General features: G+C 64.3%; 11 protein-coding genes and 2 tRNA genes. All 13 read right to left on the bottom strand.

Annotated elements, in window-relative coordinates; translation table 11 throughout:
• Positions 1 to 17 precede the first annotated feature (17 nt).
• The 13 genes from C6P64_RS13575 to tig all read right to left on the bottom strand — a co-directional run bounded on the left by C6P64_RS13575 (position 18) and on the right by tig (position 13820).
• Positions 18 to 1259, bottom strand: a complete 1242-nt coding sequence (locus C6P64_RS13575) for a glycosyltransferase family 4 protein (protein WP_105749094.1) — start codon at positions 1257 to 1259, stop codon at positions 18 to 20.
• Positions 1256 to 2527, bottom strand: coding sequence for a glycosyltransferase family 4 protein (locus C6P64_RS13570; protein WP_105749093.1), 1272 nt, complete (start codon positions 2525 to 2527; stop codon positions 1256 to 1258). The genes C6P64_RS13575 and C6P64_RS13570 overlap by 4 nt, the downstream gene beginning before the upstream one ends.
• A complete protein-coding gene (locus C6P64_RS18725) occupies positions 2524 to 3120 on the bottom strand; it encodes an acyltransferase (RefSeq protein ID WP_105749092.1) in 597 nt (198 codons plus the stop codon). The genes C6P64_RS13570 and C6P64_RS18725 overlap by 4 nt, the downstream gene beginning before the upstream one ends.
• Positions 3121 to 3163: 43 nt before the next feature.
• Positions 3164 to 4216, bottom strand: a complete 1053-nt coding sequence (locus C6P64_RS13560; protein ID WP_105749091.1) for a glycosyltransferase family 2 protein — start codon at positions 4214 to 4216, stop codon at positions 3164 to 3166.
• Positions 4217 to 4307: 91 nt separating this feature from the next.
• Positions 4308 to 5810: an exosortase-associated protein EpsI, B-type gene (gene epsI, locus C6P64_RS13555; protein ID WP_170073107.1), complete on the bottom strand. Its 1503-nt coding sequence runs from the start codon at positions 5808 to 5810 to the stop codon at positions 4308 to 4310.
• Between the two features lie 104 nt (positions 5811 to 5914).
• Entirely contained in the window at positions 5915 to 6733 is an 819-nt protein-coding gene (locus C6P64_RS13550; RefSeq protein WP_105749089.1) for an EpsD family peptidyl-prolyl cis-trans isomerase, read from the bottom strand.
• The gene (locus tag C6P64_RS13545; protein WP_146115929.1) at positions 6730 to 7245 is read right to left on the bottom strand and encodes a PEP-CTERM sorting domain-containing protein; all 516 of its coding nucleotides are present in this window, start codon (positions 7243 to 7245) and stop codon (positions 6730 to 6732) included. Before C6P64_RS13545 ends, C6P64_RS13550 begins: the two co-directional genes overlap by 4 nt.
• Positions 7246 to 7519: 274 nt before the next feature.
• Positions 7520 to 7593: transfer RNA gene (locus C6P64_RS13540), tRNA-Cys, on the bottom strand.
• Positions 7594 to 7633: 40 nt separating this feature from the next.
• Positions 7634 to 7709: transfer RNA gene (locus C6P64_RS13535), tRNA-Gly, on the bottom strand.
• A gap of 100 nt (positions 7710 to 7809) precedes the next feature.
• Positions 7810 to 10275 carry an endopeptidase La gene (lon, locus tag C6P64_RS13530; protein WP_105749087.1) on the bottom strand — a complete coding sequence of 822 codons (2466 nt, stop codon included), beginning with the start codon at positions 10273 to 10275 and terminating at the stop codon, positions 7810 to 7812.
• Positions 10276 to 10362: 87 nt separating this feature from the next.
• Positions 10363 to 11631, bottom strand: a complete 1269-nt coding sequence (gene clpX / locus C6P64_RS13525) for an ATP-dependent Clp protease ATP-binding subunit ClpX (protein ID WP_105749086.1) — start codon at positions 11629 to 11631, stop codon at positions 10363 to 10365.
• 105 nt (positions 11632 to 11736) lie between these two features.
• Positions 11737 to 12348: an ATP-dependent Clp endopeptidase proteolytic subunit ClpP gene (gene clpP / locus C6P64_RS13520; protein WP_105749085.1), complete on the bottom strand. Its 612-nt coding sequence runs from the start codon at positions 12346 to 12348 to the stop codon at positions 11737 to 11739.
• A gap of 161 nt (positions 12349 to 12509) precedes the next feature.
• Positions 12510 to 13820 (bottom strand): trigger factor, encoded by a 1311-nt coding sequence (gene tig / locus C6P64_RS13515; protein WP_105749084.1) that lies wholly within the window; start codon positions 13818 to 13820, stop codon positions 12510 to 12512.
• Positions 13821 to 14069 lie beyond the last annotated feature (249 nt).

Here is a 14069-nt window from a genome sequence, read left to right as displayed (position 1 = left end):
AGCGTGAAATGAGGACATCAACATGTTTTCCGTCCCAGTCGAGCCGTAAAAATATCCCCGAGCCGGGCCACGTTGAGCGGCAGGTTATAGGCTTGCGTCACCCGGCGGCGACCCGCCTCTCCGAGTTCGCGGCGCAGATCGGGATCGCCTTGCAGCGTGAGCAGGCGGTCGACCAACTCCTGCACATCGGACGGCGTCACCAACAGGCCGTCGGTGCCATCGCGGATGAGCTCGGGAATGCCCGTGATGCGGGTCGTGACGCAGGGTACGCCGCTGGCCATGGCCTCCATCAATACCACCGGAACCCCTTCGGCGAAGCTGGGCAGCACAAACACATCGCAGTCCCGGTACCAGGCACGTACCTGTTCCTGGTTCTGCGCCCCGGTAAAGGTCACCATGTCCTGGATGCCTAGCGTCTTGGCGCTGGCGTGCAGCGAGACCTCGTCGGGTCCGGTGCCCACGATTACGAGGCGCAAGGTCTGACCACAATCGCGCAGGCGTGCACAAGCCTCTAGCAGCACATGCTGGCCCTTGGCCGGCGTGAGCCGCCCCACGCACAGCACGGTGAACGGCCGCTCCGACGCGGCTGGCGACTGCGGGTTGTAGTTCGCCACGTCCACCCCCAGCGGGCAGAGCTCGAGCTTGCCCCAGGCACTGGCAGGCGACAGCTTCATCAACTGGCTGCGCGCGAAGCGGCTGATGCAGACCAGGAAATCGGCGGCTTCGATCTTGTCCGGCAGCCGCTGGCCCGGCACGTCGTAGAACTCGTCTGGCCCGTGGACGGTAATCGACAGCGTCATCGGCACCATCTGCTTGAGGATGAGCGCGATATTGGCAGCCGCGCTGGCAAAATGCACATGCAGATGGCGCAGTCCCTGCGGCTCCATCCAGCGCGCCAGCATCAGGGCCTCGGTGAAATAGAACAGGCCAAACAGGCTGCGCTTGAGGTCCCAGCCGCCAAAGCCAAGTCCGGCCTTGAGGCCACGCCAGTAGGCGAGCGGATGGCGCCAGCCCCACAGATGGCCCAGCAATGCTCCCGGCAGGCCGTGACGCTTGAGGTAATAGGTCGAGCCGGCTTCCTCCACCTCATCCGGCGTCATGTCGGCCAGCGCGCGGTCAGGCGAGTTGACCGAGGCGCTTCGGATGTCGAATCCGGCCTCGCGCAGCTGCCGGATCTCGCGCAGGATGAAGGTGTGCGATACCGCCGGATAACGGCTGATCAGGTAGGCCATGCGCACGGTTTTTGCAGCAGAAGTCATGCGGGTGTTCTTTCATTCAGGATAGCCCGGTACAGCCGGCCTGCTGCCTCGACCTTGGCATTCCAACTGTAATGGGCTTCGACCTTGCGGCGACCGGCCTGGCCGCGTTCGGCCCACTCGGCCGGATGCAGCAGCAGCTGCAGCAACAACTTAGCGATGTCGTCAGTTACCTGTTGCGGATTGCCGGGTGCCACCAAGGCGCCTACGCTGTCGTCGACCAGTTCGGCCGGTCCGCCAAAACGGATCGCGATGACCGGTCTTGCAGAGGCCATGGCCTCGAGTAGGACCGCACCGCCCGACTCGCGCACCGAGGGCAGACAAAACACGTGGCAACGCCGCATGAATCCCGCCACCTCGGTCAGCGGCTGGCTACCCACGAAACGCACCGACTCGCCCAGCGCCAGGGTCTGCGCGTGACGCTCCCATTCGGCACGCATGCTGCCGTCACCCACCACCGTCAGCCGGACCGCCTGCCCTGCCGCCTTCACCTGTGCGACGGCATCGATCAGCAAGCTCAGTGCCTTGACTGGAACCAGGCGGCCGACGAAGAGCACCTCCAGCGGCTGCTGCGGTCCTGGCGCGGCCGGCCAAGGCGTTGGCTCGAACTGATCCAGTTCCACCCCGTTTTCCAGCATGAACTCGCAGCGCTTGCGGTAGCGAGGCGGCACCATGGCCAATGTGGCTTGCGTCGCCACCAGCAGGCGAGTGGCATGACGCGATGAACCGATCACGCCGTCGAACCAACGGCCGAACTCGCGCAGGTTGACCAGCCAGGTCGACTCCTGCCGCATGATGGCAGAAAAACCCGGCGGGTCCTTGAGGCCGCTGTTGAGCGGGCCGATCACGGTCGGAATGCCAAGCCGCCCCAGCCAGGTCGGGGTCGCCAGACTCACCGGTGTCACGCGATGCAGGATGTCCCAGCGCTCACCCTGCTCTTGCCGCCGCCCCAGCAGGCGCCAGGCCGCTGCATCGAAGACGAAATAATCCAGCGAGGCGATGAGAAAGACACTGTGCTCGCTGCGCGGAAACAGGCGCTGGGCCAGACGGTACAAAGGACCGGCAAACCATTCGGTATCGATGTAGATCACTTCGCTGTCGCCGACAGCCCCGCCCGCCGCTGCAATGGCCTGCCGGTTGCGCACATGCGTGACGAGCGTGACCCGATATTGCTGCGCCAGGCGGCTGTACCACTCCCAGCCGATCTGCGACACCGATCCCATGCCGGGACCACATTGATAGGCGACCAGCAACAAGCGCTGCACACTCATGCCTTTTCTCCTGCCTGACGCGGCAACAAGGGACGCGCGGGCACGCCAACCACGGTCTGCCCGGCCGCGACCGAGCGGGTCACCACCGCATTGGCACCGACGACTGCACCATCGCCAATTTCGACGCCGGCCAGCACCACGGCGCCGCGGCCGATCCAGACATTGCGACCGATGCGGATCGGCCGTGCCTCGTGGCCCGAGTGGCGCAGGTCGATGCCATCGCCATGGCGGTGATTGGCATCGCGCAGGCTGGCGTATTCGCCGATCATGCTGCCAGCGCCGATGCTGACCCGGTCGAACGCGACCACATGAACACCGCGCGACATCACGACCCCGTCCCCGATCTCGATGCGCCCCGCCTCTTGGGTTTCGAGATAAAGCCCTGGGTAAAGGTAGAGGTCGCGGCCCAGCACGATGCAGCGCGAACCGTGCAGTTCCGGCATGCCCAGGACCACCGAGGAAGAATCAAGGCTGGGCAAGGCGACGCGCAGGCGGGCATATGACCACAGCCGCCGCCAAGCCGCCGTCAGCGGCCCATCCGCTAGGCGCGCCAGAGGCCACAAGGCCAGACCCAACAGGGATTTGAAAGCCATGGGTGTATTCGATTGGGTTCAGGCAGTCGAGCAGACAGAGGGCTCAGCGTCCGGAGGGCGTCTTGTACTCGATCAACTGGCGACGCTGGCCGCGCCGGGCGTCGCGCTTCTGCGCCAACTGGCCAAACAGGATCGGAATCTGCGCCAAGTGGCTATGCAGCGCGTACAGCCAACAGGTGAAACGGTCGGGAGACTTCCAGGCGCAACGGCGGGCGGTACGCGCCAGCAGCAGCAGAACCAGCAAGCCACCGATGGCGGTCAGGCCCGTTGCCCAAGGCGCTGGCAACAGCGCCCACATGAGGACCAGCAGCAGCGGGGCCAGCAGCAACGCTGAGCCATGCACCAGATTGCGCCGCGACTCGCGCAGCCACAACGGATCCTGGCTGCGCCGGAAGCGGGCCGACACCTCGGCATAGGCATGCCCGGTGCGAAACGCCCGGCGCCAATAGGCCGACCAGGTCGTGACAGCCAGGTCATGCCGGGTCATCAGTACATCGAGGTGCAGGATGCGGTGTCCTGCAGCCCGGATGCGCCGGCACATTTCAGGTTCCTCGCCCGCGATGAGCTGTTCGTCATAGCCCTGCACCTGTTGCAGCACGGCACGCCGCATCAAGGCGTCGCCGCCGCAAAATTCTGTATCTCCAGAACGAGAAATCCAGTCGAGGTCCAGCACCCGGACATACCAGGATTGCTCCGGACGCGACTCGCGGCGGTGCCCCCAGCAGATCGCCACGTCGGACTGTTCCATGGCAACCAAGGCCTGCGACAAAAAATCAGGCTGCAACTCGGTATCGCCATCCAGGAACAGAATGAATTCGCCCTGCGCGGCCCGCCAACCGGCATTGCGCCCCAGCGCGGCCGAGGGCCGCAGCGGCTGCACCTGCAGCACCTGGACCCCGCGCTCGGCGGCGCGCTGCGGGCTGCCATCGCTGGAATTGGAATCGACATAGATGACTTCCAGCCGGCAGCGACTCCGGTCGCAACGCTCGATCGCATCGAGGCAACGCATCAGACGTTCGCCTTCGTTGCGCCCGATCACCACGACTGAAACCAGTGGCAAAGGCGACAAGTTGTCGGCGGAAAAAGCTGGAATCATCAAGAAGACCCTTGGTCAATAGCGCAACAGTCCGATTGGAGCGCCATTGAACTCCCGCTTTGTGTCAGGACTGAAAACTTTTGCCAGAACTTTACTGTCCCTGCAGGCCCAGATAGCCTGGCACGGCATGCCGCAGTGCCGCCACGAAGTTCGCGTGCATGGCATAGGCGCGGCCACTGTCGCCGTCCAGGCTGGAAATGCGTACCAGTGCACCATCAGGAATCTCGCCCAGCAAGCCGTAGCGCATCTGCGCCAGCTTGCGTCCCAGGCCAGGCAAGGTGGTCTGCTTGCCGACCGTCATCCAGTAGGTAATCGGCTCCACCCGGCCATGTTGCACGGCCACCAGTCGGCGCACATCGAGATCCTGACCGGCCAGCGGCAACACCGACTGGTGCACGTCGAGCAGGGAAAAACCCTGGGCCTGGTAACAGTATTCGGGCCGGTGGGCCTGCAACTCGTTGCCCAGCTGCTGTCCACCATAGGCGATCGACAGCATGATGCGGTCCCCCTGCAGGTTGACATAGGTACGCGACAGGGTCTGGCTATAGAGACGCTGCACATTCGCCTGCAGGTCGGCGGCCACCAGCAACGTGTCGGCGCCCTTGTCGTGCGTCCATTCGCCGATCTGCTGCGGCACCAGTTGCTCAAGCGCAGGCATGGGCTCGCGCTCGGCCATCAGCTGCCTGGGCGTCAGCCCCTGCGCCGCAACGACGGTCAACAGCAAAAGAGCCGTGAGCGTCAGGCTCGAGCGCCAGCGCACCGGATCGCCCTCGGAGGCATCTTGCCGAGCAGCGCCTTCGCTGACCAAGGCCGCCGGACGCCCGGCAGCCTTGGCTCGCGCCTGCACCCAGCGGAACAGCAGCCCATCGGACAGAACCAGCAGACCGAAGGCCGATACATACAGCACCAAGCCCGCCACATCGTGCCAGAAGGCCTGTCCCACGGCATCGCCCCAGTAATAAGTCACCAGCAGCAGCACCACGACCCGGACACCATTGGCCAGCAAGGCCACCGGAACCAGCATGGACACCAGCAGGGCATGGTGCCAGCGCTGGCGCGGCCCGGTCAGGTACATGTATAGCAGGCCGAGCGCACCCAGGAAGATCAGGGAATGCAAGCCGGTGCAGGCATCGGCCACCAGCAGCCGGTACGGCCCCAGGCTGAGCACGACGCCACTGCGAGCCACCGGATAACCGAGGGCGTACAACAGCACTTCGGCGCCCTGGGAAATCCAGACCTTGAGCGGACTGGTCAGTCGGTCGATCACCCAGCTCGGGAAGGGCAAGGCGAACAGCATGAAACCGATCGGAAACCGCAGACGGACCAGAGCCTGGCGCCCGCTCACCCCCAGCACCACGGCGACCAGCAGGATGATGCAAGCCAGCAGCGTGAGCAGTTCGATCTGCTGTGAGTGCCCCACGGCATACAGAGGGGCACCAATGGCCCAGCACAGCAGGGCTGCACCCGTGCTGGCACGAGCCTGGCTGCGGTCGAACTGGTAGACCCGGAGCGACACCAGGAGCAAGGCCAGGCCGAGCAACCAGGGCTGATAGGCGTTTTCGTCAAGAACCCACTGACGCCGAGCCAGGTCCATGACAGCGAGCCCGAACAGAGCCAGCCACGCCAATACCGGCAAGCTCCCGAGCCAAGCCGCTTGATGCGACGCAATGGCCGGGGCATTCAGCCACCGGCCGGAACTCATGACTGTCCTGCCTTGCGTTCGATCTTGGCCTTCGACCGCAGCTGAGCCAAGACCTTGTTCAGGCTTTCGAAATCATGCTGCTTCTTCAGGTGTTCCTTGATCACCGGCGCCGCTGCTGCCCAGGGCAGGGGCACGACCTCAGCCGACTGGATCTGGTACACCACCAAGGCGCGCGGCAAGCGAAACGCGATCACCTCACCAGGCGCCACCTCGTGCAGGCGGACAGCGACCTCGATCGGCAGCTGCTCGGCCGGACGTATCACCATCTGATCCGTGAAAGCCCCCGGCTGCTGTCGCAGCCAGGCCAGCACATCCGACAGATCCTGCTTCTTGTCGAGTCGCTGCTGCACTTCCGGCAGGGCCGGCGTGTCATTGGTGAGAGAAATCTCGCGCAAGCGGTAGATCTTGCGTTCACCGAACAGGGCTGGATGCTCGCGGAAATACTTGGCCACGTCATCAGAGGTGGGCCCCAGGTTCGCAGCCGACAGATCCTTGGCATAGGCGTCAGCCAGGATGTCGCGCCGGGCCTCTTCCAGCCGCATCATCACCTCGGGGCGCCGGTCCAGCTTCTTTTCCAACGCCTGCTGAATCGCCAGCTGACGGTCTATCAACTTGTCGAGCAACTCGGCCTGATCGGCGCTGGTCTGCGGCCGGACCGCGGCCTGTGCCATGGCGAAGTTGAACTGGTGAATCGAGATTTCGTCACCATTGACCCGGGCCAGCACCTGACCTTCCTCGATGGCAGGGCGGCTACAGGCCGCCAGGGTGGCGCTGAGGAACAGCAGGACCAGCCTGCGCCACAGCAGGGATGTCATGCGAGCTTGCTCGAGGATGCCGCGGCACTGCGACGACGACGAACGGCAGCGCCCAGCATGGCCAGACCGGTCAGCATCAAGGCGTAGTCACCCGGCTCGGGAACCGCCGACACAAAGTTCGAGACCGAACCTGTGCCGCCCGTGCCGGTGGTGCTACCGCCGGTGCTGGATGTGGTGGAGGTCAGCACCACCGTGCTCTGGGTGGAACTGCTGGTGCCCGTGCTGGTCGAACCAGAGTTGAAGCCGAAGGCATTGCCGTTGCCGTTCAGGATGCCCTGGCCATTGACGGCACCATTGGCATTGCCGTTGCCGGTGGCATTGCCGTTGCCGTTGCCCAGTCCCGTGACGGTCGTAGGGTTATTGACAACGACAACGCCATTGTTCTTGTCTTTCTTGTCTTTCTTGTCTTTCTCGTTCTCTTTTTCCTTTGCCCAAGCAGGTGCAGCCAGACACAGGCTGGTCAAGGCCAGGACACAAATTTGGCTTCCAAAGCCAGCACGAGCAAGTTTCACAACAACCCCTAGAGTAAAAATAATTAAAATGGCCCGAACTGTATTCAAGCGGACCAACATTATAAGTACGAACGCGCGAAGACTTTCACGGCGGTTGCACAGGCAGGTAAATTTTCACACTCCTGACACAAAACACGCCGACTACCACACCAAACGGGAAGCCAAAAATCAGTGAAAAATGGCTACCTTCACTATGATTGTGATCGAAATGGCCGCCGAGTGCAATAGGCAAGAAAAAAGCACCCAGGCATTGCTGCGCTAGGTGCTTCTTGTCTGGAGGCGCGGGCCGGAGTCGAACCGACCTACACGGATTTGCAATCCGGTGCATAACCGCTTTGCTACCGCGCCGTTTCCATGAAACAGAAGTCATTGGACTGCTGTTTTTATCTGGAGCGGGATAAGAGACTCGAACTCTCGACCTATACCTTGGCAAGGTATCGCTCTACCAACTGAGCTAATCCCGCATTCTACTCAGCAGGAGAACTCCCCTGCGTCGTTGCAAGCCATGATTCTATGATATTTTTCACTCATTTTCACGACCGCTGAAGATTTCCAGAAAAATTTTCACGCCTTCTTCACGCGCGGCGTCTTGGCAGGCTTGCGGGCCGGCTTCTCGCTCGCGGCAGGCTCGGCGACCGGGGCCACTGCTGGTACGGGAAGGGCGGCGATGGCCTCCAGACCGATCGGCGACGGGGTGCGCTCGAGCGCGATCTCGAGTACGCGGTCGATCCAGCGCACCGGCACGATCTCGAGGCCGGCCTTGACGTTGTCCGGGATCTCGGCCAGGTCCTTGACGTTCTCCTCCGGGATCAGCACGGTCTTGATGCCGCCGCGCAGCGCGGCGAGCAGCTTTTCCTTCAGGCCGCCGATGGCGGTGACCTCGCCGCGCAGCGTGATCTCGCCGGTCATCGCGACGTCGGCGCGCACCGGGATGCCGGTCAGCGCCGACACCATGGCGGTGGTCATCGCCGCACCCGCGCTCGGGCCGTCCTTCGGGGTTGCGCCGTCGGGCACGTGGATGTGGATGTCCTTCTTCTCGAAGGACTCGTCGACGATGCCGAGCGAATGGGCGCGGCTGCGCACCACGGTGCGGGCGGCCTCGACCGACTCCTTCATCACGTCGCCGAGCTGGCCGGTGCGGATGACATTGCCCTTGCCCGGCATCAGCGCGGCCTCGATGGTCAGCAGGTCGCCGCCGACCTCGGTCCAGGCCAGGCCGCAGACCTGGCCGACCTGGTTCAGCTGCTCGGCGCGGCCGAAGGTGAACTTGCGCACCCCCAGGAACTCGTCGAGCTTGGCGGCATCGACGACCACGGTCGGCTGGTATTTCTTCAGCAGCAGGCCCTTGACCACCTTGCGGCAGATCTTGGAGAGCTCGCGCTCGAGCGAGCGCACGCCGGCCTCGCGGGTGTAGTAGCGCACGATGTCGCGCACCGCGTCCTCGGTGACCTCGAGCTCGCCGGCCTTGATGCCGTTGTTCTCGAGCTGCTTGGGCAGCAGGTACTTGAGCGCGATATTGGTCTTCTCGTCCTCGGTGTAACCCGACAGGCGGATCACTTCCATCCGGTCGAGCAGCGCCGACGGGATGTTCATCGAGTTGGAGGTGGCGACGAACATCACGTCCGACAGGTCGAAGTCGACCTCGACATAGTGGTCGGCGAAGGCGTGGTTCTGCTCCGGGTCGAGCACCTCGAGCAGGGCCGAGGACGGATCGCCGCGGAAGTCCATGCCGAGCTTGTCGATCTCGTCGAGCAGGAACAGCGGATTGCGCGCGCCGACCTTGTTCAGGCTCTGCAGCACCTTGCCCGGCATGGCGCCGATGTAGGTGCGGCGGTGGCCACGGATCTCGGCCTCGTCGCGCATGCCGCCCAGCGCCATGCGGGTGTACTTGCGCCCGGTGGCCTTGGCGATCGACTGGCCGAGCGAGGTCTTGCCGACGCCCGGCGGGCCGACCAGGCACAGGATGGGTGCCTTGACCTTGTCGACGCGCTGCTGCACCGCGAGGTATTCGAGGATGCGGTCCTTGACCCGGTCGAGGCCGTAATGGTCCTCGTTGAGCACCTGCTCGGCGTAGGCCAGGTCATGCTTGATCTTGGTCTTCTTGCTCCAGGGCAGTCCAGCCAGGGTCTCGATGTAGTTGCGCACCACGCTGGCCTCGGCCGACATCGGCGACATCAGCTTGAGCTTCTTGAGCTCGCCCTCGGCCTTCTTGCGCGCCTCGGCCGGCATCTTGGCCAGGCGGATCTTCTTCTCGAGTTCCTCCAGGTCGGCGCCCTCCTCGCCCTCGCCGAGCTCCTTCTGGATCGCCTTGACCTGCTCGTTGAGGTAGAAGTCGCGCTGGCTCTTCTCCATCTGGCGCTTGACGCGGCCACGGATGCGCTTGTCGACGTTGAGGATCTCGACCTCGCGCTCGAGCTGGGCGAACAGGTTTTCCAGCCTGGGCGCGATCCGGTCGAGGTCGAGCACGGCCTGCTTGGCCTCGAGCTTGAACGGCAGATGGGCGGCGACGGTGTCGGCCAGACGGCCGGCGTCCTCGATGCTGGCGATCGAGGTCAGGACCTCGGACGGGATCTTCTTGTTGAGCTTGACGTACTGGTCGAACTGCTGCATCAGGGCGCGGCGCAGCGCCTCGACCTCGCTGGATTCGCCCGTGGCACCAGCCGGCTCGGACAGCGGCTCGACCTGGCTGGTGAAATGGCTCTCGCCCTCCTCGACGCCGAGCACCTTGGCGCGCTGCAGGCCTTCGACCAGCACCTTGACGGTGCCGTCCGGCAGCTTGAGCATCTGCAGGATGGTCGCGACGCAGCCCATCTCGAACAGGTCATCCGGGGTCGGCTCGTCCTTGGCAGCGGTCTTCTGCGCCACCAGCATGATGCGGCGCTCGTTTTCCATCGCGGCTTCGAGCGCCTTGATGCTCTTGGGCCGGCCCACGAACAGCGGAATCACCATGTGGGGGAAGACCACCACGTCACGCAGGGGCAAGAGCGGCAGTGCGACGGGCTGGCTGGGCAAAGGGGTGTGTCCGGACATGCTGTTACCTAAATATCTTTCCGCTCAAATGGGGCCGGCGGCAGCGACTTCAAGCCGCGGCCGCCGGCCATCGAGCTGTTGCGGGTCTCAGGCCTGCTTGGCTTCTTCGCGCAGCACCAGCAGCGGTGCCTTGCCTTCTTCGACCGTGGCCGGCTCGACCACCACCTTCTGGACGTTGTCCAGGCTGGGCAGCTCGAACATGGTGTCCATCAGCGCCTGCTCGAGGATGGAGCGCAGGCCGCGCGCGCCGGTCTTGCGCTTGATCGCCTTGCGCGCGATCGCGTGCAGCGCCTCGGGGCGGACCTCGAGCTCGACGCCTTCCATCTGCAGCAGCTGGGCGAACTGCTTGACGACGGCGTTCTTGGGCTCGGTCAGGATGTCGACCAGCGCGTCCTCGCCAAGCTCGGCCAAGGCAGTCACGACCGGCAGGCGGCCGACCAGCTCGGGGATCAGGCCGAAGCGGACCAGGTCATCGGGCTCGACCTCGGCGAAGACGTCGGTCAGGCTGCGCTGCTGCTTGCTCTTGACATTGGCACCAAAGCCGATGCCGGCGGCCTCGGTGCGCTGCTCGACGATCTTCTCGAGGCCGGCAAAGGCGCCACCGCAGATGAACAGGATGTTGGAGGTGTCGACCTGCAGCATGTCCTGGTTCGGGTGCTTGCGCCCGCCCTGCGGCGGCACCGAGGCGATGGTGCCTTCGATCAGCTTGAGCAGGGCCTGCTGCACGCCTTCGCCCGAGACGTCGCGGGTGATGGAGGGGTTCTCGGACTTGCGCGTGATCTTGTCGATCTCGTCGATGTAGACGATGCCCTGCTGCGCCTTCTCGACCTCGTAGTTGCAGGTCTGCAGCAGCTTGGCGATGATGTTCTCGACGTCCTCGCCGACATAGCCGGCCTCGGTCAGCGTGGTGGCATCGGCCATCACGAAGGGCACGTTGAGCATGCGCGCCATGGTCGCGGCGAGCAGGGTCTTGCCGGAGCCGGTCGGGCCGATCAAGAGAATATTGCTCTTGGCGAGCTCGACATCGTCCTTGCGTGCCTTGGCCTTGTGGCGCAGGCGCTTGTAGTGGTTGTAGACCGCCACGGCGAGCGATTTCTTGGCCAGTTCCTGGCCGATCACGTAGCCGTCGAGGTGCTGCTTGATTTCCGCCGGGGTCGGCAGCCGGTCACCGGACTCGCCCTGGCCCAGCACGGCCTGCGGCAGTTCCTCGCGCACGATGTCGTTGCACAGGTCTATGCATTCGTCGCAGATGAACACCGAGGGGCCGGCGATCAGTTTCTTGACCTCGTGCTGGCTCTTGCCGCAGAAGGAGCAATAGAGGGTTTTTTCGCTGGAGGCGCCTTTGTTGTCGGCCATGAAGAATGCCTTGCTCGGACTCGGTGGGATGCGTGGAACGCCGATGATAAGTGAAGCCCGCGCGCCGTTGCGAACAACGGGTGGCGCGGGCTGCGGGGGACGGGATCAGGCGCCGCGCTTGTCGATGACGCGGTCGATCAGGCCGTATTCGGCGGCCTCGGCCGCCGCCATGAAGTAGTCGCGCTCGGTGTCGCGCTCGATCTTCTCGAGCGGCTGGCCGGTGCGCTCGGCCAGGATCTTGTTGAGATCGGCACGCAGGCGCAGGATCTCGCGCGCGTGGATCTCGATGTCGGTAGCCTGGCCTTGGGCGCCGCCGAGCGGCTGGTGGATCATGACGCGCGAGTTGGGCAGCGCGAAGCGCTTGCCCTTGGCGCCGGCGGCGAGCAGGAAGGCACCCATGCTGGCAGCCATGCCCATGCACAGGGTCGAGACGTCGGGCTTGATGAAGTTCATCGTGTCGAAGATCGACATGCCCGCGCTGACCGAGCCGCCCGGCGAGTTGATGTAGAAATGGATGTCCTTGTCCGGGTTCTCGCTCTCGAGGAACAGCATCTGCGCGACCACGAGGTTGGCCGACTGGTCATTGACCGGGCCGACCAGGAACACGACGCGCTCCTTGAGCAGGCGCGAGTAGATGTCGTAGGCGCGCTCGCCGCGGCCGGATTGCTCGATCACCATGGGCACCATGCCCAGGTTTTGTGCGTCCAATGCGCTCATGTGTGTTGTGCTCCAGGAAAACGTTGCAGGGCTTACTGTAACCAATGCCGAATGGCCTGTTGGACAGATGGGGCCGCAAGGGCAATAAAAAAGGGCGGAATCGCTTCCGCCCTCGTTTGACTTGGGTCCTGGGCGCCGACCGGCTGGCCAGCGCCTGGGAATCAGGCCTGGCCCATCAGCTCTTCGAAGCTGACCGACTTGTCGGTGACCTTGGCCTGGCCCAGCACGAAGTCGGCGACGTTGCTCTCGATCACGATGGCTTCGACTTCGGCCAGACGGCGGTTGTCGGCCTTGTACCACTGCACCACTTCTTCCGGACGCTCGTAGGAGGCAGCCAGCTCGTTGATGTGGGCGTCGATCTGCTCGGGCTTGGCGTGCAGGTTGTTGGCCTTGACCAGCTCGGCGACCACCAGGCCCAGACGGACGCGGCGCTCGGCCTGGTCCTTGAACAGCTCGGCCGGGATCGGCGCCTTGTCGGCGTCCTTGATGCCGCGCTGCTTGAGGTCGGCGCGGGCGCCTTCGACCAGGCGCTCGACTTCGGCTTCGACGCTGGCCTTGGGCAGGTCGAGTTCGGCGTTGGCAACCAGGGCGTCCATCACGGCAGCCTTGTTGCGCGCCTGCAGACGGAACTTGACTTCGCGCTCGAGGTTCTTCTTGATGTCGGCGCGCAGGGCTTCGACGGTACCGGCTTCGATGCCGAGCGACTTGACGAACTCTTCGTCGACTTGCGGCAGGGTCTGGAATTCGATCTTCTTGACCGTGACCAGGAAGTCGGCGGTCTTGCCAGCCACTTCCTTGCCGTGGTAGTCGGCCGGGAAGTCGAGCGGGAAGGTCTTGGACTCGCCGGTCTTCATGCCGCGCACGGCAGCGTCGAACTGCTCGAGCATCTGGCCTTCGCCGACCATGAACTGGAAGGCTTCGGCCTTGCCGCCGTCGAAGGGCTCTCCGTCGATCTTGCCTTCGAAGTCGATGGTGATGCGGTCGCTGGCTTCGGCCCAGCCGGTCTCGTCGCGGGTGGTGAAGGTGCGGCGCTGCTTGCGCAGGATGTCCAACGTGCGGTCGATGGCGGCGTCGTCGACTTCAGCGCTGACCTTCTCGATCTCGGCGGCGCTCAGGTCGCCGATCTTGACTTCCGGGTAGACCTCGAAGATGGCCTCGAAGGCCACGGTGCCTTCGGCAGCGCCCTCTTTTTCGTTGATGCGCGGAGCACCGGCGATGCGCAGCTCGGCTTCGGCGGCGGCAGCCTGGAAGGCCTGGCCGACCTTGTCGTTCATGACTTCGTACTGGACCGAGTAGCCGTACTGCTTGGCGACGACGCTCAGCGGCACCTTGCCAGGACGGAAACCGTCCATCTTGACCTGCTTGGCCATGCGCTTGAGGCGCGCTTCGACTTCCTGTTGGATTTCAGCCACCGGCAGCTCGAGCGTGATCTTGCGCTCCAGCTTTTCCAGGGTCTCGACGTTCACTGCCATGGTTCTCTCCTAGATGAGGGGTGGCGCAGCCCGAGAGGCTGCGTCCGGTGTGTTCTTGCATCGCTTGCCGCCCGCGGGCGGCTGGGCTTGGTTCACAAAGCAAGCGGCCATCCCGGGGATGGCCGGGCCTGATTTGGGCAAACTTTGATTGTAGCCGAGCCCGCCCGGCGGGCCGGCGGGCTAGGGAGCGGCCAACCTGCTGGCGGGTTTCACATGCCGGCGTAGTTGGGCCCGCCGCCGCCCTCGGGC

Source organism: Malikia granosa (assembly GCF_002980595.1).
Taxonomy (GTDB): domain Bacteria; phylum Pseudomonadota; class Gammaproteobacteria; order Burkholderiales; family Burkholderiaceae_C; genus Malikia; species Malikia granosa.
This window is presented reverse-complemented; position numbering and strand designations above follow the sequence as displayed.

What these genes read in the sequence shown, in the direction of transcription:
- tig (WP_105749084.1), bottom strand. Translation starts at nt 13,820, where the DNA reads ATGGCAGTGAACGTCGAGACCCTGGAAAAGCTGGAGCGCAAGATCACG.
- clpP (WP_105749085.1), bottom strand. Translation starts at nt 12,348, where the DNA reads ATGAGCGCATTGGACGCACAAAACCTGGGCATGGTGCCCATGGTGATC.
- lon (WP_105749087.1), bottom strand. Translation starts at nt 10,275, where the DNA reads ATGTCCGGACACACCCCTTTGCCCAGCCAGCCCGTCGCACTGCCGCTC.
- C6P64_RS13560 (WP_105749091.1), bottom strand. Translation starts at nt 4,216, where the DNA reads ATGATTCCAGCTTTTTCCGCCGACAACTTGTCGCCTTTGCCACTGGTT.
- clpX (WP_105749086.1), bottom strand. Translation starts at nt 11,631, where the DNA reads ATGGCCGACAACAAAGGCGCCTCCAGCGAAAAAACCCTCTATTGCTCC.
- C6P64_RS13550 (WP_105749089.1), bottom strand. Translation starts at nt 6,733, where the DNA reads ATGACATCCCTGCTGTGGCGCAGGCTGGTCCTGCTGTTCCTCAGCGCC.
- epsI (WP_170073107.1), bottom strand. Translation starts at nt 5,810, where the DNA reads ATGGACCTGGCTCGGCGTCAGTGGGTTCTTGACGAAAACGCCTATCAG.
- C6P64_RS13575 (WP_105749094.1), bottom strand. Translation starts at nt 1,259, where the DNA reads ATGACTTCTGCTGCAAAAACCGTGCGCATGGCCTACCTGATCAGCCGT.
- C6P64_RS13570 (WP_105749093.1), bottom strand. Translation starts at nt 2,527, where the DNA reads ATGAGTGTGCAGCGCTTGTTGCTGGTCGCCTATCAATGTGGTCCCGGC.
- C6P64_RS18725 (WP_105749092.1), bottom strand. Translation starts at nt 3,120, where the DNA reads ATGGCTTTCAAATCCCTGTTGGGTCTGGCCTTGTGGCCTCTGGCGCGC.